The organism is Neorhizobium sp. 05N33 (assembly GCF_056397445.1).
Window position 1 is genome coordinate 215,603 of record NZ_JBFTNK010000007.1, and the last position, 20,199, is coordinate 235,801.

General features: G+C 61.9%; 23 protein-coding genes. 14 read left to right on the plus strand and 9 right to left on the minus strand.

The features are described from left to right. Nucleotides 1-13 precede the first annotated feature (13 nt). Nucleotides 14-1,666, plus strand: a complete 1,653-nt coding sequence (locus AC1DLT_RS19500) for an acyl-CoA dehydrogenase family protein (protein ID WP_477487830.1) — start codon at nt 14-16, stop codon at nt 1,664-1,666. On the opposite strand, the gene AC1DLT_RS19505 is transcribed toward AC1DLT_RS19500, so the two are convergent. Continuing rightward, nucleotides 1,648-2,583 (minus strand): AEC family transporter, encoded by a 936-nt coding sequence (locus AC1DLT_RS19505; protein ID WP_477487831.1) that lies wholly within the window; start codon nt 2,581-2,583, stop codon nt 1,648-1,650. The two genes, AC1DLT_RS19500 and AC1DLT_RS19505, sit on opposite strands and share 19 nt — an antisense overlap. A 185-nt stretch (nt 2,584-2,768) precedes the next feature. Between AC1DLT_RS19505 and AC1DLT_RS19510 the strand changes: the two genes are divergently transcribed. From AC1DLT_RS19510 to AC1DLT_RS19520, 3 genes are all read left to right on the plus strand, one after another. Next, nucleotides 2,769-3,413 (plus strand): TetR/AcrR family transcriptional regulator, encoded by a 645-nt coding sequence (locus tag AC1DLT_RS19510; protein ID WP_038542049.1) that lies wholly within the window; start codon nt 2,769-2,771, stop codon nt 3,411-3,413. 65 nt (nt 3,414-3,478) lie between these two features. After that, the gene (locus AC1DLT_RS19515) at nt 3,479-3,964 is read left to right on the plus strand and encodes a group II truncated hemoglobin (RefSeq protein ID WP_477487832.1); all 486 of its coding nucleotides are present in this window, start codon (nt 3,479-3,481) and stop codon (nt 3,962-3,964) included. Nucleotides 3,965-4,258: 294 nt separating this feature from the next. Continuing rightward, entirely contained in the window at nt 4,259-4,585 is a 327-nt protein-coding gene (locus tag AC1DLT_RS19520; protein WP_477487833.1) for a DUF6105 family protein, read from the plus strand. On the opposite strand, the gene ruvX is transcribed toward AC1DLT_RS19520, so the two are convergent. Next, on the minus strand, nt 4,528-5,016 hold the full coding sequence (ruvX, locus tag AC1DLT_RS19525) for a Holliday junction resolvase RuvX (RefSeq protein WP_038549038.1): 489 nt from the start codon (nt 5,014-5,016) through the stop codon (nt 4,528-4,530). The two genes, AC1DLT_RS19520 and ruvX, sit on opposite strands and share 58 nt — an antisense overlap. A gap of 131 nt (nt 5,017-5,147) precedes the next feature. On the opposite strand from ruvX, the gene AC1DLT_RS19530 reads away from it, so the two are divergent. The 4 genes from AC1DLT_RS19530 to AC1DLT_RS19545 all read left to right on the plus strand — a co-directional run bounded on the left by AC1DLT_RS19530 (nt 5,148) and on the right by AC1DLT_RS19545 (nt 8,122). Next, nucleotides 5,148-5,849, plus strand: coding sequence for a metal-dependent hydrolase (locus tag AC1DLT_RS19530; RefSeq protein WP_247035225.1), 702 nt, complete (start codon nt 5,148-5,150; stop codon nt 5,847-5,849). A 110-nt stretch (nt 5,850-5,959) separates the two neighbouring features. Continuing rightward, a complete protein-coding gene (gene gatC, locus AC1DLT_RS19535) occupies nt 5,960-6,247 on the plus strand; it encodes an Asp-tRNA(Asn)/Glu-tRNA(Gln) amidotransferase subunit GatC (RefSeq protein ID WP_477487834.1) in 288 nt (95 codons plus the stop codon). A 57-nt stretch (nt 6,248-6,304) separates the two neighbouring features. Next, nucleotides 6,305-7,786, plus strand: a complete 1,482-nt coding sequence (gene gatA, locus AC1DLT_RS19540; protein ID WP_477487835.1) for an Asp-tRNA(Asn)/Glu-tRNA(Gln) amidotransferase subunit GatA — start codon at nt 6,305-6,307, stop codon at nt 7,784-7,786. Nucleotides 7,787-7,849: 63 nt separating this feature from the next. Next, on the plus strand, nt 7,850-8,122 hold the full coding sequence (locus AC1DLT_RS19545; protein WP_477487836.1) for a hypothetical protein: 273 nt from the start codon (nt 7,850-7,852) through the stop codon (nt 8,120-8,122). Between the two features lie 51 nt (nt 8,123-8,173). On the opposite strand, the gene AC1DLT_RS19550 is transcribed toward AC1DLT_RS19545, so the two are convergent. Continuing rightward, nucleotides 8,174-8,431 (minus strand): YjhX family toxin, encoded by a 258-nt coding sequence (locus AC1DLT_RS19550; protein ID WP_113130390.1) that lies wholly within the window; start codon nt 8,429-8,431, stop codon nt 8,174-8,176. A 281-nt stretch (nt 8,432-8,712) separates the two neighbouring features. Between AC1DLT_RS19550 and AC1DLT_RS19555 the strand changes: the two genes are divergently transcribed. From AC1DLT_RS19555 to AC1DLT_RS19580, 6 genes are all read left to right on the plus strand, one after another. Next, complete coding sequence (locus tag AC1DLT_RS19555; protein WP_038542067.1) at nt 8,713-9,222, plus strand: GNAT family N-acetyltransferase; 510 nt, start codon at nt 8,713-8,715, stop codon at nt 9,220-9,222. 98 nt (nt 9,223-9,320) lie between these two features. Continuing rightward, nucleotides 9,321-10,826, plus strand: a complete 1,506-nt coding sequence (gene gatB / locus AC1DLT_RS19560) for an Asp-tRNA(Asn)/Glu-tRNA(Gln) amidotransferase subunit GatB (protein WP_477487837.1) — start codon at nt 9,321-9,323, stop codon at nt 10,824-10,826. 5 nt (nt 10,827-10,831) lie between these two features. Beyond that, nucleotides 10,832-11,338 (plus strand): GNAT family N-acetyltransferase, encoded by a 507-nt coding sequence (locus AC1DLT_RS19565; RefSeq protein ID WP_038542070.1) that lies wholly within the window; start codon nt 10,832-10,834, stop codon nt 11,336-11,338. Nucleotides 11,339-11,361: 23 nt separating this feature from the next. Beyond that, on the plus strand, nt 11,362-11,823 hold the full coding sequence (locus AC1DLT_RS19570; protein ID WP_247137785.1) for a GNAT family N-acetyltransferase: 462 nt from the start codon (nt 11,362-11,364) through the stop codon (nt 11,821-11,823). 103 nt (nt 11,824-11,926) lie between these two features. After that, nucleotides 11,927-12,325, plus strand: a complete 399-nt coding sequence (locus AC1DLT_RS19575; protein WP_038542075.1) for an NADH:ubiquinone oxidoreductase subunit NDUFA12 — start codon at nt 11,927-11,929, stop codon at nt 12,323-12,325. Nucleotides 12,326-12,401: 76 nt separating this feature from the next. Continuing rightward, entirely contained in the window at nt 12,402-12,821 is a 420-nt protein-coding gene (locus tag AC1DLT_RS19580) for a DUF2155 domain-containing protein (protein ID WP_037081092.1), read from the plus strand. Nucleotides 12,822-12,828: 7 nt separating this feature from the next. On the opposite strand, the gene aat is transcribed toward AC1DLT_RS19580, so the two are convergent. The 6 genes from aat to AC1DLT_RS19610 form a co-directional block, all read right to left on the minus strand. Further along, nucleotides 12,829-13,446: a leucyl/phenylalanyl-tRNA--protein transferase gene (gene aat / locus AC1DLT_RS19585; protein WP_477487838.1), complete on the minus strand. Its 618-nt coding sequence runs from the start codon at nt 13,444-13,446 to the stop codon at nt 12,829-12,831. A gap of 8 nt (nt 13,447-13,454) precedes the next feature. Then, on the minus strand, nt 13,455-14,801 hold the full coding sequence (accC, locus tag AC1DLT_RS19590) for an acetyl-CoA carboxylase biotin carboxylase subunit (RefSeq protein ID WP_038542079.1): 1,347 nt from the start codon (nt 14,799-14,801) through the stop codon (nt 13,455-13,457). A gap of 8 nt (nt 14,802-14,809) precedes the next feature. After that, the gene (gene accB / locus AC1DLT_RS19595) at nt 14,810-15,268 is read right to left on the minus strand and encodes an acetyl-CoA carboxylase biotin carboxyl carrier protein (protein ID WP_038542081.1); all 459 of its coding nucleotides are present in this window, start codon (nt 15,266-15,268) and stop codon (nt 14,810-14,812) included. A 28-nt stretch (nt 15,269-15,296) separates the two neighbouring features. After that, on the minus strand, nt 15,297-15,734 hold the full coding sequence (aroQ, locus tag AC1DLT_RS19600) for a type II 3-dehydroquinate dehydratase (protein ID WP_247137784.1): 438 nt from the start codon (nt 15,732-15,734) through the stop codon (nt 15,297-15,299). Nucleotides 15,735-15,868: 134 nt separating this feature from the next. After that, a complete protein-coding gene (locus tag AC1DLT_RS19605) occupies nt 15,869-16,645 on the minus strand; it encodes a DsbA family protein (RefSeq protein ID WP_408962406.1) in 777 nt (258 codons plus the stop codon). Between the two features lie 294 nt (nt 16,646-16,939). Next, nucleotides 16,940-19,921 carry an Rne/Rng family ribonuclease gene (locus tag AC1DLT_RS19610; protein WP_477487839.1) on the minus strand — a complete coding sequence of 994 codons (2,982 nt, stop codon included), beginning with the start codon at nt 19,919-19,921 and terminating at the stop codon, nt 16,940-16,942. Nucleotides 19,922-20,199 lie beyond the last annotated feature (278 nt).

Sequence of the window (20,199 nt, forward strand, 5' to 3'; positions counted from 1 at the left end):
TAGAACCCGTTTCATGAACCAGATGTCGCGCGCCGAAGAAAAATTTGCCGAACTGAACCAGCCAAAACCCTGGTCCGGCATCAATGCCTACCGATCCGATCCGCTGGTCGTCGACCTGACGAGCACGCTGAACCGCACCATCCGCGAGGAATACGACCAGCTCGGCCGTTACGTCACCTCGCCGGAGGCGCAGGAACTGGCGCGCATGGCGAACGAGAACCCGCCGAAGCTGAAGACCCACGGCCCGCGCGGCGAGCGGCTTGACGTCGTCGAGTTCCACCCGGCCTGGCATGCGCTGATGCGCCGTTCGATGCAGACCGGCCTGCATTCCTCCGTCTGGGAAAACATCCCGGAAGCCAAGGGCCACGAGCACAAGGCGCGGGCGACGCGATTCTATCTGTCGGCGCAGCTCGAATGCGGCCATTTGTGCCCGCTGACCATGACCAGCGCCTCGATCGCCGCGCTGATGGCCTCGCCGCGCGTCCAGAAGGAATGGGCGCCAAAAATCCTGTCGCGCAAATACGATTCGACGAATCGCCCTGCCTTGCAGAAGAGCGCGGTGACGCTCGGCATGGGCATGACCGAGAAGCAGGGCGGAACCGACGTGCGCGCCAACCGCTCGACCGCCGAACGCGTGGGCGAGGGCATCTACCGGCTCTCCGGCCACAAGTGGTTCATGTCGGCGCCGATGAGCGACGGTTTCGTCATGCTGGCAAAGACCGGCGACGGCATCGGGTGTTTCCTGGTGCCGCGGCTGCTCGAGGACGGGTCGGCGAACGGCCTGCAGTTCCAGCGCCTGAAGGACAAGATCGGCAACCGCTCGAACGCGTCCTCCGAAGTCGAATTCACCGATGCCTTCGGTTATCTGCTTGGCGAACCGGGCGGCGGCATCCGTACCATTCTCGACATGGTGACCCTGACGCGGCTCGATTGCGCGCTGGCATCCGCCGGCATCATGCGTGCGTCGCTTGCCGAAGCCGTCCACCACACCCGTGGCCGCAGCGTCTTCGGTAAGAAGCTGGTAGACCAGCCGCTGATGACGCGGGTGCTCGCCGACATGGCGCTTGATGTGGCTGCCGCGACAGCGCTCGCTTTCAGGCTCGCCGATTCCTTCGATCGCGCCGCCAGCAACCCGGCCGACGCGGCTTTTGCCCGGGTCATGACGCCGGTCATCAAATACTGGAACTGCAAGATTGCGCCGTCGCTGATCTACGAAGCGATGGAATGCATCGGCGGCAACGGCTATATCGAGGAACGGCCGATCGCCCGGCACTATCGCGAGGCTCCGGTCAACGCGATCTGGGAAGGTTCCGGCAACGTGATGGCGCTCGACGTGCTCCGGGTCCTGTCGCGGGGGCGGGACCTGTTCAACACGGTGCTTGCCGGTTTCGAACGGGATCTTGGTCCTGCGGGCAAAAAGACGGTCGAAGTGCTGCGCGCCGCCATGGCGCTCTGCGAAACCGACGAGGGTGCTGCCCGGCTTCTGGTGGAACAGCTGGCACTGGCGGCTGCGGCAGCCGAACTGGTGCGGCTCGGCGCCGGCAAGATCGCCGATGCCTTCCTGGAAACCCGGCTCGCCGGCGGCTGGCGCTCGACCTACGGCATGCTCGATGCCCGGTTCGACGCCCGTTATATCGTCGACCTGCTTTATCCAGCCGCGACGTAGGCGACGACTGTCATCACGACCGGAATGGTGAGGAACGAGGCGACGACCTGCAGGGTTGCCGCCGCGGCGTACATGTCCGCGTCGCCGTTCAACTGCTTTGCAAGCAGATAACCGTTCATCGCGGTCGGCACCGCGGCACTCAGCGCCAGGAGGACGAGGCCGTTGCCCTGGACTCCGCACAGCGCACCGACACCGACGGCGACGACTGGGAAGCCGATCAGCTTCAGGAAGACGGCAAGCAACGTGATCGGCCGCGGTTTGAGCGCATCCATGACCCTCAAGCCCGCGCCGACAGTGATCAGGCCGAGGCTCAGCGACGCCTGCGACAGGAGATCGACCGTCACCATCACCGGCTCATAGATCGGGATACCGATGAGATTGACGATGATGCCGAGCGCCGTCGAGAGGATCAGCGGATTGGTACAGATCCTGTAGAGAATTGCCCTGTAGTTCCGGTCGTGGCCGGAGAACCACAGCAGCACCGTCACGTTGATGAAATTGAGCGGGATGATGATCGCCGCCATCACCAGGCCAACCATGGTCAGGCCCTGCTGGCCGTAGGTCTTTGCGGCGATCGCCAGCGCCATGAAGGCGTTCCAGCGCGTCGCGGTCTGGAACAGCGAGGTATAGGCCGGTCCGCCGACGCGCAGGTTCCGCAGCAGCGGCCATGCCAACAGCAAGCCGCCCGACATCACCAGAACAGAAACGATCGCCGCGAAACTGACCGTCAGGTTTTCGGTATTCGAAAAATCCGCCTTGGCCATGGTCGAGAACAACAGGGCCGGAAACAGCACCCAGTAACTGCACTGTTCGAGCCCGTCCCAAAAATCGGGATTGATGATCGGCGCGCGTTTTAATCCCATGCCGAGGAGAACCAGCAGGAAAATCGGCAGAACGCTTTGGAAGACGATGAGCATGGAGGAGAGCACGTCGGTGGGAGACTACGATCTCGTTAGTCCTCCCACGCCGATAGTGCAATGTAAGAGCCCCGCGAATTCAAGTGCGGCGCGCGCAATCCTGTGCATGGCGACGGAGACAGCTTGCGGCAGCGGAAGCCACCGACTATCGCGGTGGGTCAAGACGAAACCGAAACAGGCGGAAAATGCTCCAGATCCCTGAAGTCACAGCGCAAGAAGGTTCGGTCGCGAAAGTGCGCAGCCGCGCCGGCACCGAGCGGGCGATCTTCCTGGCCGCCCGCGCGCTGCTCGCCGAACAGGGGTTCCAGGGTTTCGGCATCAACGCCGTGGCGCGCCGCGCCGGCTGCGACAAACAACTCATCTATCGATATTATGGCGGTCTCGACGGGCTGATCGAGGCGATCGGCGCCGATCTCGGCACCTGGGTCAAGGATCGCATCCCGGAAGATACCGGCGGCATGTTCCTGCTGACCTATGGCGACCTGATGGAGAAGCTCTCCATCTATTTCATGGAAGCGCTGCGCGACGATCCGCTGGTCTGCAAGATCGTCGCCTGGGAGGTCTCGCAGGACACGCCGCAGGTCCGCCGGCTGTCGGAGGCGCGCACCAAGGCGCTCGGCAAATGGCTCGAGAAGATGCGGGGCTCGCTGACGCCGCCGAAGGGCGTCGATGCCGCGACCACCAATGCGCTGCTGTTTGCGGCGATCCAGCACCTGGTGATATCGGCCGCCGTCAGCGGCCAGTTCGCCGGTCTGGCGCTGAAAACCGAGAAGGACTGGGACAAGGTCGGCAACGCGCTCCGCCGCCTGGTTCGCGCGATCTACGGCTGATCGGCGCCCAAGTCTTGAAGCCATGACGTCCGCCTCATATCTCTTCGGAAGACGAGGGAACGACCATGACCGTACCGACGCTATATGAATGGATCGGCGGCTTCGATGCGCTGCTGCGGCTAACGACGGAGTTCTATCGTCGCGTCCCGGCGGATGACCTGCTCGGGCCCGTCTTTGCCGGCATGGACAAGAACCATCCCGAGCATGTTGCAATGTTCATTGCCGAGGTCATTGGCGGACCGAAACTCTATTCGGAACAACGCGGCGGTCATCCGGCGATGGTACGCCATCATCTTGAAAGACATCTGACCGAGCCGATGCGCCGGCGATGGATCAATATTCTGCTCGACACCTATACGGATCTCGAGCTTCCGGCAGATCCGGAGTTCACGTCCGCTCTGGTCGGCTATCTCGAATGGGGAACGCGGCTTGCCGTTGCCAATTCGCAGCCTGGAGCCAAGGTTTACGAGCATGCGCCGATGCCCGAATGGGGGTGGGGCGAAACCGGTGGTCCGTATATCCCGAAGAAGCCGAAATCGCCGGCAGCCTGACCTGCTCTATCCACAGGCACGCTTGCGAAATTAACCATCTCCCCCGGTTTCCGTTGCGGCAAATCCCTGCGGGCTTAAGTTCCACGTTAACGCACTGTTAACTACAACGTTTGCCGAGTATCCGCGTATGGGAACCACAATCAGGGGCAGGGCATTGCTGCTTGTCATGACGACGATCTTCGCGGCGCTGGCACTTGATATTGCCGTTCCCGCACTGGTCCTGAGCCTTATGGCTCTATCGAGATGGCTCGTGTCCCTGGATGTTTATCCCGTCGAGCTAAGGGGGAGAACCGCATGAAGTGGTTCCTGATTTTGTGGGCCGGCCCAGTCCTGCTGCTGTCCAGCTGGTACGGGCTTTCCTACTACGACATGAGCTTTGGCTTCTTCATGCTAACCCGCCAGACCCATGACCTGGTCTTCCAGATCTACGGCAATATCCTCGGCATTCCGCCGGAAACCATTCCGCCTTTGGTGGCACGTGCCATGGTTTTCGACAGCCTGGTCGTGTTCGCCATCGTCGCCTTCCGCAAGCGCCGCGAGATCGCCGCCTGGTGGCAGAAGCGTCAGCTTGCGAAATCGGTCTCCCTGCCCAGCGAAGAGAGCCTGTCGAGAGCGCCCTGAAGAATGAAGCTTGCCGCGGCGGAATCGATCCGCTCGGCACGTTTGGCCCGCGACACGTCCATTTCCAGAAGCGCCCGCTCGGCGGCCACCGTCGAGAGACGCTCGTCCCAGAACACGAAGGGCAGGGCGGTCTTTTCCGACATCGAGCGCACGAAGGCGCGTGTCGCCTGAACCCTCGGACCGGCCGAGCCGTCCATGTTGGTCGGCAAGCCGATGACGAAGCCCGCCACCTTCTCCTTTTCGGCAAAGGCGAGCAGCACTTCGGCATCCTTGGTGAACTTCACCCGTTTGATGACGGGACGTGGCGTGGCAAAGCGCCGGCCGAGATCCGACATGGCAAGCCCGATCGTCTTGGTGCCGAGGTCGAGCCCGGCAATCGCCTGTGCAGGCTGCAAGGCTTCGGCCAGTTCCTCGATCGTCATCACTGTCATGCGTTCTTCATCCCCGGGGATCCAAATAGGGTGTCCAGAGCGGGTTTGTCCCACCCTCTGTCCCACTTCCCTTTAGCCTCATATCGGCTATGTGTCGTTATTATCCACACTATATTGAAGGAGAGTTTTCCATGAAGATCACCTGGCTCGGCCATGCCGCCTTCCGCATCGAGACCGCCAAGGCCAAGATCCTGGTCGACCCGTTCCTGACCTATAACCCCGCCTTTGCCGGCCAGGATATCAAGGCTGCCGCCGAAGGGCTGACACATATCCTGCTGACCCACGGCCATGGCGACCATGTCGGCGATACGGTCCAGATCGCCAAGGAAACCGGTGCCGTCGTTCTCGCCAACTATGACCTCGGCGTCTGGCTGGCAAAAAAGGGCGTCGAGAAGCTCGAAATGGGCAATACCGGCGGCACGGTCGGTTTCGAAGGGTTTACCGCCACCTTCACCAATGCGCTGCACTCGTCTGCCTCGCTGACCGAAGACGGCGTTTCGCACTGCCTCGGCAATGCCAACGGCCTGATGCTGCATTTCGACGACGAGCCCTCCGTCCTCCACATGGGCGATACCGACATCTTCTCAGACATGGCCCTGATCAATGAACTGCACCAGCCGGATATCGGCATCGTGCCGATCGGCGACCGCTTCACCATGGGCGGCGCGGTGGCGGCGCTTTCCTGCCAGCGTTTCTTCGATTTCAAGCATGCGCTGCCCTGCCATTATGGCCTGCCGGGCGTCGATCAGACGCCGGAAAAGTTCGTCAAGGGCATGGAAGGTTCGCGCACCCGGGTCGAGACGCCGGCTCCGGGCGGCAGCCTGACCTTCTGAACAGCATCCTTTCAGGCTGCCCGCCCTTCGCAAATTGAGGTGCGCTCCCTGTTGCGAAGGGCGGACATGGCCATTATAGCGAAGGGGAAATTTCCCATCGGAGTTATGCCATGTCCGTCGATCTCGCCACCGTCAAGCGCGTCGCGCGCCTTGCCCGCATTGCGGTCACCGAGGAAGATGCCAATCGGATGGTCGGCGAACTGAACGGCATCATCAATTTCGTTGAGCAGCTTTCCGAAGTCGATGTCACGGGCGTCGAGCCGATGACATCGGTGACCCCGATGAACATGCGCAAGCGCGCCGACGCCGTCACCGACGGCGACAAGGCAGACGATATCGTCGCCAATGCGCCGTCTACCGACCACAATTTTTTCCTGGTGCCGAAGGTCGTCGAGTGAGCGCTGGATAGCGCGCCGCCGAACCTCCGCCTCGCATTCGAACCGTTTGAAGAGCCCATGACCGAACTCACCAGCCTCACCATTGCCGAAGCCCGCGAAAAGCTCAAAGCCAGGGAATTCACCTCGGTCGAGCTGACCGAGGCCTATCTTTCCGCGATCGATGCCGCCAACTCGGTGTTCAACGCTTATGTGGCGGTGACGCCAGAAAAGGCGCTCGGGATGGCGAAGGCTTCCGACGAGCGCCGTGCGAGCGGCCAGGTCGGCGCGCTCGAAGGCATTCCGCTCGGCATCAAGGACCTGTTCGCCACCCGCGACGTCCACACCCAGGCCTGCAGCCATATCCTCGATGGCTTCCTGCCGAAATACGAATCGACCGTCACCCAGAACCTCTGGGACGACGGCGCGGTCATGCTCGGCAAGCTCAACATGGACGAGTTCGCGATGGGCTCCTCCAACGAGACCTCTCACTATGGCGCCGTAGTCAACCCGTGGAGGGCCAACGGTTCCAACCAGCAGCTCGTGCCGGGCGGTTCTTCCGGCGGTTCTGCCGCTGCGGTGTCCGCATTCCTCTGCGCCGGTGCGACCGCCACCGATACCGGCGGCTCGATCCGCCAGCCGGCCGCCTTCACCGGCACCGTCGGCATCAAGCCGACCTATGGACGCTGCTCGCGCTGGGGCACCGTCGCCTTCGCATCCTCGCTCGACCAGGCCGGTCCGATCGCCCGCGACGTGCGCGATGCGGCGATCATGCTGAGATCGATGGCGTCGGTCGATGCCAAGGACACCACCTCGGTCGACCTGCCGGTGCCGGATTACGAAGCCTCGCTCGGCCAGTCGCTCAAAGGCATGAAGATCGGCATTCCGAAGGAATACCGCGTCGAGGGCATGCCGGAGGAGATCGAGAAACTTTGGGCTCAGGGCATCGCCTGGCTCAAGGATGCCGGTGCCGAGATCGTCGACATCACCCTGCCGCACACCAAATACGCGCTGCCGGCCTATTACATCGTCGCACCCGCCGAGGCCTCGTCGAACCTTGCCCGTTACGACGGCGTGCGTTACGGCCTGCGCGTCGACGGCAAGGACATCGTCGACATGTACGAAAAGACCCGCGCGGCCGGCTTCGGCACCGAGGTCAAGCGCCGCATCATGATCGGCACCTACGTTCTGTCGGCCGGTTATTACGACGCCTATTATCTGCAGGCGCAAAAAGTTCGCACGCTGATCAAGCGCGACTTCGAGATCGTCTTCAACGCCGGCGTCGACGCAATCTTGACGCCCGCCACGCCGTCGTCCGCCTTCGGCATCGCCGACGAGGACCTCGCGTCCGATCCGGTCAAGATGTACCTCAACGACATTTTTACGGTAACGGTCAACATGGCCGGCCTGCCGGGCATCGCCGTTCCCGCCGGCATCGACGCCAAGGGCCTGCCGCTCGGCCTGCAACTGATCGGCAAGCCATTCGAGGAAGAAACCCTGTTCCGCACCGCTCATGTCATCGAACAGGCCGCCGGCCGGTTCACGCCGACGAAGTGGTGGTAAGCGGACTGATCATCCTAAAGATGACGGCCGCCGATCATCGGGCGGGCGCCGGGGAGGTGGTTCATGGCTAAGACAGATCTGGCAGGATTAATCGAGGCTTTTGATCGCCTCGCGGCCAATGGTTTCACCATGGGTGCGGACTGGCAGGCGGTGCACGAAATCTGCCAGGCCCATGAGGGCGAACAGCCGTTCGACTGGGGCCACGCGCTCTGCCACCGCATCGAAGGCGACGACTCGAACGCCAACTACTGGTACCGCCGCGCCGGCAAGCGACGCACGGGCTCGGTCGGCGACGAATGGGCGGCGATGCGCGCCGAGCTTTCGGCATTATCCTGATTGCGGGGTCAAGGCCGCGCGCCGGGGACGACGCGCGGCCTTTCATCCGTGTCACCGATTATCCTGCTCGGCCCTCACCAGCACCAGTCCCCTTTCGGTGATGCGGTAAGGCCTGCCGCCCTGGGATTTGATCGCCTTCTTCTGCTTGAGCTTTCGAAACGTGACGAGGTCGAGGCCTGAAAAGGCCCAGCCCTCGCGGGTCACGAGTTGCAGCTTTTCGATCTTCCTGTTGTCGTCGCGGGTGATCTCGATCCTGCCGCCCTGGGCGAGCAGGTGGAGGATGCGCTGTTCGGCGCGGGAAATATCCATTGTCTTGATGTCCGGAGAAGCGCTCGTGAACGAGCGCACAAAAACGTTGCCGGCGTCGCGTGACGTCGGGGTTCTCGTTTTTGTCTGGGCCGGCGCGGCTATAAGAGCGGGGCCGGCCCCTTACCGGGTCTCTACGGAAGAGAACATCAAAACTCCATCGATACGAAATCCGCACTAGGCGGGTTTTCCGTGGTCGTCAAGCACCTGACGGAAACGCCCTATATGTTGCACTGGTCAAAGCGCAGACTCAGTGGTCTACTGAGGCTGCAACAGGGGAAGCTATGGCCCATATTCGCAATGCGCGTGAGGACGAGGTGGATATCCTGGCGGAAATCGGCTTCCGCTCCTGGGAAAAGGCCATGATGTCGATCGGCGAGATGACCGACATGCGCTCCGGCGCCCGCACCGCCTTCCAGAATTTCACGCGCTCCTCCTGGCTGACCATCACCGTCATCGAGCAGGGCGGCAATGTCGCCGGCTGGGCGGCGCGTGAAAAACTCGACGAACTGATCTCCGATTTCTGGATCGATCCGTCCTTCAAGGGACAGGGGCTGGGCCGCGCGCTACTCGTCGAGATCGAGGCCGAGATCGTCCACCAGGGTTTTGAAGTCGCTCGCGTCGAGACCCATGCCCGCAATACCGAAGCCATCGGCTTTTTCGAAAAGCAGGGCTATTCCATCAATTGGCTCTCCACAAGCTATTCCCCGAAGATCGACCGCGACGTGCAATCGGTCGGCCTGTCGAAGCGCCTCGTTCTCGAAGCGCCGGATACTTACGGGCCGAGCTTCTAGATCGCCCTGCCAGCTTCAAGACGTCGGTTAAGCTTGCACGTCCGCGCCATTTGCTCTACCTCCAGAAAACGCAATCGAGACCATTTCACGAGCATCAGATGACCCTTGTCGACGTCCGCACGCCCGATCCGAAACGCTTCATTCCCGGTGCCACCGGCGATTGGGAAGTCATCATCGGTTTGGAGGTGCACGCTCAGGTCCTTTCCAATTCCAAGCTTTTCTCCGGCGCCTCGACCGAGTTCGGCAAGCCGGCCAATTCCAACGTCTCGCTCGTCGATGCGGCCATGCCCGGCATGCTTCCCGTGATCAACGAGGAATGCATCAAGCAGGCGGTGCGCACCGGGCTTGGCCTGAAGGCTGCGATCAACAAACGTTCGTTGTTCGACCGCAAGAACTATTTCTACCCGGACCTGCCGCAGGGCTATCAGATCTCCCAGTTCAAGGATCCGATCGTCGGCGAAGGCAAGATCGTCATCTCGCTCGGCCCGGACCGCCAGGGTCAGTTCGAGGATATCGAGATCGGCATCGAGCGCCTGCATCTCGAACAGGATGCCGGCAAGTCGATGCACGACCAGCATCCGACCATGTCCTATGTGGACCTGAACCGCTCCGGCGTGGCTCTGATGGAGATCGTCTCCAAGCCCGATATGCGCTCTTCCGACGAAGCGAAGGCCTACATGACCAAGCTTCGCTCGATCGTGCGCTACCTCGGCACCTGCGACGGCAACATGGACGAAGGCTCGATGCGCGCCGACGTCAACGTCTCGGTGCGCAAGCCCGGCGGTGAATTCGGCACCCGTTGCGAGATCAAGAACGTCAACTCGATCCGCTTCATCGGCCAGGCGATCGAATACGAAGCACGCCGCCAGATCGGCATTCTCGAAGACGGCGGTTCGATCGACCAGGAGACCCGCCTCTTCGACCCGAACAAGGGCGAAACCCGTTCGATGCGCTCGAAGGAAGACGCGCACGACTATCGTTATTTCCCGGATCCGGACCTGCTGCCGCTCGAATTCGACGATGCCTTCATTGCCGAGCTGGAGAAGCACCTGCCGGAACTGCCGGACGACAAGAAGGCCCGTTTCGTGCGCGAACTCGGCCTGTCGATCTACGATGCCTCGGTGCTGGTCTCCGAAAAGGCGATCGCCGATTATTTCGAGGCAGTTGCCGAAGGTCGTGACGGCAAGACGGCCGCAAACTGGGTGATCAACGACCTGCTCGGCGCCTTGAACAGAACCGGCAAAGACATTGAAGAGACTCCGGTTTCGCCTGCCCAGCTCGGCAGCATCATCGACCTCATCAAGGCTGAGACGATTTCCGGCAAGATCGCCAAGGACCTGTTCGAGATCGTGCTCAACGAAGGCGGTGACCCGGCCGAACTGGTCGAGAGCCGCGGCATGAAGCAGGTCACCGATACCGGAGCGATCGAGGCGGCTGTCGACGAGATCATCGCCGCCAATCCGGACCAGGTCGCCAAGGTCAAGGCCAAGCCCACGCTCGCCGGCTGGTTCGTCGGCCAGGTCATGAAGTCGACCGGCGGCAAGGCCAATCCGCAGGCCGTCCAGGCACTCGTCAAGGCGAAGCTCGGGATCGAAGAGGAGTAGGCCCGATGGTCTACTTCGTCCGCACCGCCGGTGAAGCTGACGTCGAGCAGATCCGCGCCCTGTTGGCGGCGACTTTTCACGATACCTATGATCCGTTCTACGGGGCCGACAAGGTCAGGAGGATGGTCGACGGCTGGCATTCTCCGGGCGCCGTCAAGGCGCGCATCCAGAAGCGCGGCGGCGAGTTCCTGGTCGCCGACAACGGCAAGGATATCGGCGGCATCGGTTATGCCGCCATGTATCCGAAGATGGTGAAGACGGCGATGCTGCACCAGCTCTACGTCAAGCCGTCCTGCCAGAACGAGGGCATCGGCCGCGACATCTTCGCCGAACTCGAAACCTGTTTTCCGGATGCCGAGATCATGCGGGTCGAGGTGGCGCTGCCGAACGTGCGCGCGATGTCCTTCTACGAGAGGCTCGGGTTTTCCGAGGTCGACAGGATGGAGGAGTGGGGTGCCCCCAATTCCGGCCTGCCGGCGATCATCATGGAGAAGCGGCTGGAGTTGCGCTGACCCACCCGAGGAGGACTTTTTGCATGGCCGACATCGTCATCCGCAGAGCGCGGCAAGCAGATCTTCCCGAGCTCATCGACCTGTTTGCCGCAGATGACGTCGGAGGCCATGGCGACACGACGGACGAGGCCGCCTTCGACGACTACCTGCGCGCCTTCAACGTCATCGATGCCTCGCAGAACGAACAGCTTTTCGTTGCCGAACTGGAAGGCGAAGTGGTCGGCACGTTCCAGATCCTCTTCAATCGCACGCTGACGGGTCGGGGATCGCTGTCGATGATCATCGAGGCGGTGCAGACGCGCGGCGACATGCGCGGCAAGGGCATCGGCGGTCAGATGATCCATCATGCGATCGAGGAAGCCAGGCGCCGCGGCTGCCGCCAGGTCGCGCTCACCTCCAACATGGCCCGCACGGACGCGCATCGCTTCTATGAACGGCTCGGCTTCGCCAAAAGCCATTTCGGCTTCAAGATGAAGCTCAAATGACCGTGCGCGACATTTGGAATCACTGGACATCGAAGGCGCCAAGCGGCATAAGCGGATCAACCACTTCGATCGTCATCCTGTTTGCCAAGCCGACGGAACATCCATGAAAAACCTCCTGCTGCAGATCTTCACCTGGTGGAACGGACAGACCATGGGCACCCGGTTCTTCACCTGGCGCTTCGGCAAGAAGGTCGGCGAAGACGAGCTTGGCAACATCTATTACGAAGGCCCGATGACCTCCTGGGGCAAGCCGAAGCGTTGGGTGATCTACAAGAATTACGCAGAAGCTTCCGCAATCGGGCCGGGCTGGCATGGCTGGATGCATTATCGCACCGACGTTGCTCCGTCGCAGGAAGATTACAAGGCTCGGGAATGGGAAAAGGCGCACAAGCTGAATGCCACCGGCACGCCGCTTGCCTATCACCCGCAGGGCTCGCTTGCCGCCACCGGCGAACGCCCCCGCGTCACAGGCGATTACGATGCCTGGACGCCCGGCAACTGACACCTGTTTTGGCCACAATCGCACTCTAGGTCTCGACGCCGACGGGATCGCCGGGACGGGAAGCATAATGGGATTGATGACGGTTTTTCCACGCAAGCCAATGGTCGGCGCATTGATCGCGCTTGCATCCGTGCTTGCGGCGGATGGTGTGTCTGCAGCGCGGCTGAATAATCCGGTCGCGGTCTTTGCCGGCATCGACAAGATCACCGGCCGCATCACTACATTCGACGTTTATGTCAACGAGACCGTTCAATACGGCGCGCTGCAGGTGACGCCAAAAGTTTGTTATTCCCGCGACGAGACGGAAGCCCAGAAAATCGATGGTTTTGTGGAAGTCGACGAGATCACCCTTGACCGCAAGATCCGCCGGATCTTCACCGGCTGGATGTTCGCCGACAGCCCCGGCCTCAATGCCGTCGAGCATCCGATCTACGACGTCTGGCTGACCGGCTGCAAACAGAAGTCCGACGTGCCGCCGCCGAAGGCGACCAACTGATTCCCCGTCAGAATTTCAGATGCGGGGAATCGACCGCTTTTCTCAAAAGCTTGAGATAGTCGTCCTTGGGGATGTCGATCGCGCCGAACGTTTTCAGATGTTCGGTGGTGAACTGGGTGTCGAGCAGCGTGAAGCCATTTTTCCGAAGCCGCTCGACAAGATGTACGAGGCAGATCTTGGAAGCGTTCGTGCGCCTCGAAAACATGCTCTCCCCGAAGAAGGCCGAGCCGAGCGAAACGCCATAGAGACCGCCGACCAGTTCATCGCCCTCGAAGGCCTCGACGCTGTGCGCGTGGCCCATGCGGTGCAATTCGTTGTAGAGCTTGCGGATTGTGGAGTTGATCCAGGTGCTCGGCCGGTCGCCGGCCGGCTCGGCGCAGAAGGCGATCACCCGCTCGAATGCCGTGTCGAAGCGGATGTCGAGCGGCGTCTTGCGGGCCGCCTTGGCCAGGCTTTTCGAAACGTGGAAGCCGTCGAGCGGCAGGATGCCGCGCATTTCCGGTTCGACCCAGAAGATTTCCGGGTCGTCGGCGGATTCGGCCATCGGAAAGAGGCCGATGGAATAGGCGCGCAGCAGGATTTCCGGGGTTATCGCCGGGTAATATCTGCCACGCCGCCCTGCCATCGATCTCCCTAATGCGTCTTGTCGCCGGCGAGGTAGTTTTCCAGCCAGTGAATGTCATAATCGCCATTGGCGATATCCGGATTGTCGACGAGGTCCTGAAACAGCGGCAGGGTCGTCTTGATGCCGTCCACGACGAACTCGTCCAGTACGCGGCGCAGGCGCATCATGCATTCGACGCGGGTGCGTCCATGCACGATCAGCTTGCCGATCAGGCTGTCGTAGTAGGGCGGGATCTTGTAGCCCGCATAGGCGCCGGAATCGACACGCACGCCAAGCCCGCCGGGCGCATGGAAATGCGTGATCGTGCCGGGCGACGGCACGAAGGTGCGCGGATCCTCGGCATTGATGCGGCATTCGATGGCATGGCCGAAGAATACGATATCTTCCTGGCGGACGGACAGGCCGCCGCCAGAGGCGACACGGATCTGTTCGTGCACGAGGTCGATGCCGGTGATCGCTTCGGTGACCGGATGCTCGACCTGAAGACGGGTGTTCATTTCGATGAAATAGAACTCGCCATTTTCGTAGAGGAACTCGATCGTGCCGGCGCCGCGGTATTTCAGCTTGCGCATCGCGTCGGCGCAGACTTCGCCGATCTTCATGCGCTGCTCGACGTTGAGGGCAGGGGAATTAGCTTCTTCCCAGACCTTCTGGTGGCGGCGCTGCAGCGAGCAGTCGCGTTCACCGAGATGGATGGCGTTGCCTTCGCCGTCACCGACAACCTGGATTTCGATGTGGCGCGGCTTCTCGAGATATTTTTCCATGTAGACGGCATCGTTGCCGAAAGCGGCGAGCGCTTCGGAACGGGCAGTCGACACGGCTTCGTCGAGATCGGCCTCGGTCTTGGCGACCTTCATGCCGCGTCCGCCGCCGCCGGCGGTTGCCTTGATCAGCACAGGGAAGCCGATCTGGCGGGCGATTTCCATCGCATTCTCGGGCTTCACTTCGCCGTCGGAACCGGGAACGACGGGGATGCCGAGTTCCTGCGCGGTCTGCTTGGCGGTGATCTTGTCGCCCATGATACGGATATGGTCGGCGGTCGGGCCGATGAAGGTGATGCCGTGCGCGTCGAGGATATCCGCGAACTTGGCGTTTTCCGACAGGAAGCCGTAGCCCGGATGCACCGCGTCGGCGCCGGTGATTTCGCAGGCGGCGACGATCTGGTGAATGTTCAGATAGCTGTCGCGCGACGGCGGCGGGCCGATGCACACACTTTCGTCGGCAAGCCGCACATGCATGGCGTCGGCGTCGGCGGTGGAATGGACCGCGACGGTCGCGATGCCGAGTTCCTTGCAGGCGCGAAGCACGCGAAGCGCGATTTCACCGCGGTTGGCTATGAGGATCTTGGAAATCATGGATGCGCCTACTCGATGACGACGAGCGGCTGGCCATACTCGACGGGCTGAGCGTCGTTGACCAGGATTTCCGTGACCTTGCCGGAGCGCGGCGCCGGGATCTGGTTCATCGTCTTCATGGCTTCGATGATCAGCAGCGTCTGGCCTTCCTTGACGGTGGCGCCGACTTCAACGAAGGCGCGCGAACCCGGGGCCGGGGAGAGGTAGATGGTGCCGACCATCGGCGCGGTCACGGCGTTCTTGTTGTCCTGCACGGCGGGCGCTGCAGCAACGGGAGCGGCTGCAGCAGCCGGAGCATAGCCGGGCGCTGCGATCGGGGCCTGGACATACTGCATCGTGCCGGCGCGGGATACGCGGATACGCAGATCGTCCTGTTCGACTTCGATCTCGGTGAGGTCGGTCTCGTTGAGGATGTTCGCGAGGTCGCGGATCAGTCCCTTGTCGATACCGTTCTTCTTGTCAGACATGGCAAACCCTATTGTTCTGTTTATCTTGTCAAGCGGTAATGGATTTTAAGGCGTGCAGCGCCAGAATGTAGCTTGCGGTGCCAAAACCGCAGATCACGCCCTTTACCGCCGGTGCGATCATCGAATGATGGCGGAATTCCTCCCGCGCGTGGACATTCGAGATATGAAGCTCGATCACCGGCACGGAGATCGCCTTGATGGCGTCGTGCAATGCAATCGAGGTATGGGTATAGGCGCCCGCATTGATGGCGACGCCGACGGTCTTTTCGTTGGCCTCGTGCATCCAGTCGATCAGCACGCCCTCGTGATTGCTCTGGCGGAAATCGACGTCGAAACCAAGTTCCCTGCCGGCTGTAATACAGTCGTTCTCGACGTCCTTCAGCGTGGCAGCGCCGTAAATGCCCGGCTCGCGCTTGCCCAGCATGTTGAGATTGGGGCCGTTGAGGACGAAGACCGTCTTGCTCATCACTGATCTATTGGTTCCCTGCAGAAATTCAGGGGCCACCTATAGACCGGCGAGGCGGCAAGGGAAAGCCCCCGCCGCGCCGAAAGCCCGTGAGTCCACTGCGATGGAACATCTATTGGTTGGCACCTGCCCCGTCAGCAGGTCGCCTTGCCGCAGGCGCGCACGTTAGCGACCTTCTGCTCGATCGTATCGAGGCCGACGGCGCCGAAGACGGCTTCGTCGGCGACCACATAGGTCGGCGTGCCGGTGATGCCGATCGCGTTGGCGATCCGATAGGCGTCGCGCACCAGATCGTCGTTCGGCTCATCGGCCATGGACTTGCGGATCGCCGCTTCCTTGACGCCAAGCGCACCCGCGACCGCAATGGCCGTCGCTTCCGAGGCGTGCGGCTTGCCGCCAAGCAGTTCGCGATGGAATTTTGCATATTTCTCAGGCGCCAGCAGACGCACGGCGTTGGCCACCCGATGGGCTGCAAGCGAGTCCGGCCCGAGGATCGGGAATTCCTTCAGGATGAAACGGACGTTCTTGTCCTTGGAAAGGATGTCGTCCATGTCGGAGAGCGCCCGCTTGCAGTAGCCGCAATTGTAATCGAAAAACTCGACGATGGTCACGTCGCCCTTCGGATTGCCGAGCGTGATGTCGGTCGGCGAGGAGAAGATCTCCTGCTTGTTGTCCGCGATCGCCTTGGTCGATTGTTCGACGCGCTGGGTCTGCTGCTTGGCTTCCAATGCGTTTTGAACCTCGACCAGCACTTCCGGGTTCTCGATCAGATATTGGCGGATGAACTCGCCCATCTCCTTCTTCTGCTGGTCGTCCAGGGCGGCAGCCGGAGCGGCCGCGGAAAGTGCCAAGGCCAGCATCGAGCTGGCGGCCAATGTCTTGAAAACGGGCGTCTTGAACAGGCGAGTCATCCATATCCTCTTGGATCGGGCACACGAATCCCGCGCACCATTGTTGTGGTTTGTGCCCAAAGTAAGCCAGTCGGGCTTTCCAAAAAACCTCAAAATCATGTCCAGGCCGTTTTCACCGGTTCACAACTGCGTATGACGCCTGGCGGGATGACGAAATGGAGTCGGATTCCAACACGTTGGCTGCCTTTCCGGAATCGTTTCGGCAGGCCGTTGATCCGGTTTCTAAGGTTCAAGGCAGAGCAAAAACAAAMACGGCCGCGTTTTGCGCGGCCGTTTCATCTGTTCTCGTCAGGCTCAGAAGAAGCCGCGGCGCTGCCACCAGCCGGCCTTCTTGGGCTTCGACGGATCGGCGTCGGTCTCGGGCGTTGCCGCCGGATCGGAACTCTTCACCACCGCCTCAGCGGAGGAGGAGATGTTCGAGGCGCGATTGGCACGAGCCGGTTTCGCGTCGCCGGCATCGACCTGCTCAGCCGCCGGCGCTTCTTCGATGGGAGCTTCGGCAGCCGGAGCAATTTCGGCAGCCCGCGGCTCTTCGCCGAGTGCAGCTTCGACCTGCTCGACGACGGTTTCCACCGGAGCCGGAGCTGCGGCAGCCACAGGGACCTCTTCGGCAGCCGGGGCATCGGCGACGGTCGTTGCCTTGCCACGACGCGAACGGCGGGGCTTGGCTTCTGCCTTGCCGACAGGTGCAGCTTCCGCCTCGGCGGGTGCCGCGACTGCCTCGACGGCGGCCTCTTCAGCGGTCTCGGCTGCGGCTGCTGCCGGCACTACCTCGACGTCTTCGCTGGATGCATCTTCGTCGACCGCTTCGCCGTCATCCGAAGCGTTCAGTTCCTGTCCGTCCTCGCCGTTGCGATTGCGGCGACCACCGCGCTTGCCGCGGCGGCGGCGCTTTCGGCGATTTTCTTCCGAGTCCGAATCGGCGGCTACCGTTGCGTCGGATGCTTCGCCGGCTTCGGAAACATCGTCCTCGCCTTCGTCGCCGTCCTCGTCGCCATCAGCCATGTCGTCGCTGCCGCCCTGCGCGGTCTGGGCATCTGCGCCCTTTTCGCCGCCACGGTTGCGCCGACGCCGGCGGCGCTTGCGCTTGCGGCCGTTGGGATCGTCGCCCTGCGTCTGGGCGCGCTCGGCAACAGCAGCAGCTGCCGGCTGCGACGAAGCAACGACCTCTTCCTCTTCCTCCTCGTCGGTCTCGACGATGATATCGTCATCGTCTTCTTCGACGGGGATGGCCGCGAACTGCATCAGGCTTTCGATCTTGACCGGGTTTTCGACCGGCTCGCCGCGATCGATCGCGAAGTGGCTGGAGCCGATGCTGACATCCGATTCGATGAAGATCGAGACGCCGAAGCGGTTCTCGTAATCGACGATGCTGGCGCGCTTGTGGTTGAGGAGATAGAGCGCGATTTCCGGCGTGGTGCGCACGGTGATGTCATGCGTGGTGTTCTTGAGCAGGTATTCCTCGACGCCGCGCAGCACATGCAGGGCGACCGACGACTGCGAGCGCACATGACCGGTACCGCCGCAATGGGTGCAGATCTGAGTCGTCGATTCGAGAACCGAAGCGCGAATGCGCTGGCGCGACATTTCGAGCAGGCCGAAATGCGAGATACGGCCGACCTGGATGCGGGCGCGGTCGTTCTTCAGGCAATCCTTCAGCCGCTTCTCGACGGCGCGGTTGTTGCGCTTTTCTTCCATGTCGATGAAGTCGATGACGATCAGGCCGGCAAGGTCGCGCAGGCGAAGCTGGCGGGCGACTTCTTCCGCCGCTTCCAGATTGGTCTGGAGCGCCGTTTCCTCGATCGAATGTTCGCGGGTCGAACGGCCGGAGTTGACGTCGATGGCGACGAGCGCTTCCGTCTGGTTCATGATCAGGTAGCCGCCGGACTTCAGCGTCACCTGCGGCTGCAGCATGCGGTCGAGCTGCGCCTCGATGCCGGAACGGGCAAAGATCGGATGCAGGTCGCGATAGGGCTGGACCACCTTGGCATGGCTCGGCATCAGCATCTTCATGAAGTCTTTCGCTTCACGATAGCCTTCTTCGCCGGACACGATGATCTCGGAAATGTCCTTGTTGTAGAGGTCGCGGATCGAGCGCTTGATCAACGAGCCTTCTTCATAGACGAGGGTAGGGGCGGTTGAGCTCAGTGTCAGCGTGCGGACGTTCTCCCACAGGCGCATCAGGTATTCGAAGTCGCGCTTGACTTCGACGCGGGTGCGGTTGGCGCCGGCGGTGCGCAGGATCACGCCCATGCCCTGCGGCACGTCGAGCTCGCGGGCGATTTCCTTGAGACGCTTGCGGTCCTGCGGCTGGGTGATCTTGCGGGAGATGCCGCCACCGCGCGCCGTGTTCGGCATCAGGACCGAATAACGGCCGGCGAGCGAAAGGTACGTGGTAAGAGCAGCGCCCTTGTTGCCGCGCTCTTCCTTGGCGACCTGCACGAGCAGGATCTGGCGGCGCTTGATGACTTCCTGGATGCGATACTGCTTGCGCGGCTTGCGCACGACGCGGTCCGGAACTTCTTCCATCGCGTCTTCGGCGCCGACTGATTCGATCACTTCCTTCTCGCCGTGGTCGTCATCGTCGTCGTCATCGAAATCGTCGTTGCGGCCGCCGCCCCGGCGGGCGTCGACGTCTTCCGAAATCGAATCGGTCTCGACCATCGCGGCCATTTCGGCGGGCGTCGAACCGTCGTCGTCATTGTTGTCGGAGGAGGGGGCGCTTTCGCCCTCGGATGCTGCGGCTTCTGCGGTGGGCGCTTCGTCTGCCGGCTTCTTGCGGGCGCGGCTGCGGCGCGGCTTGGCCTTCGGCTTTTCGGCCTCTTCAGCAGCGACGACCTCGGCCGGGCTTGCTTCCGTTGCTTGGCCACCGGCTTCGCTTTCGGGCTCGGCGGCGGGTGCCGGGATGGAGATGCCGATATCCGGCTGTTCCTGGTGGGCTGGATCGACCACCGGATCAGCGGCTTCCGCCTCGGCGATCTTGCGCTGATCCTCGGCTTCCTGCTGCATCAGCGCCTGGCGGTCGGCAAGCGGGATCTGATAATAGTCGGGATGGATTTCGGCGAAGGCGAGGAAGCCGTGACGGTTCCCGCCGTAGTCGACGAAAGCGGCCTGTAGTGAGGGTTCGACCCTCGTCACCTTCGCCAGATAGATATTGCCGCGTATCTGTTTCTTATGCTGCGATTCGAAATCGAATTCCTCGATCCGGTTACCGCGAACGACAACTACGCGCGTCTCCTCTTCGTGAGACGCGTCGATAAGCATTTTGTCTGCCATTGAAATTCTGCTCCTCGGCGCCGCCGGGGGAATGCAGAAAAGGCTGCCACAAGGACAGGCCCGTCATGCAATGCGGTCGTTGCGCCGGATAAAGATGTTCCCGTCGGGCGCGGTTGTGACGGCAACCGGAAAGATGACGGGGAGCGTTGCTCCCTCGGTCCCTCCAGGTTCTGAAAATTGTGCCGCGACATCAAAAACCAAACGAGAATGACGATACCATAGGCCCGCAGGGGCCCGATGAATGTGCTCCGTATGAGCGGTGGGTGGCATGCCACCCG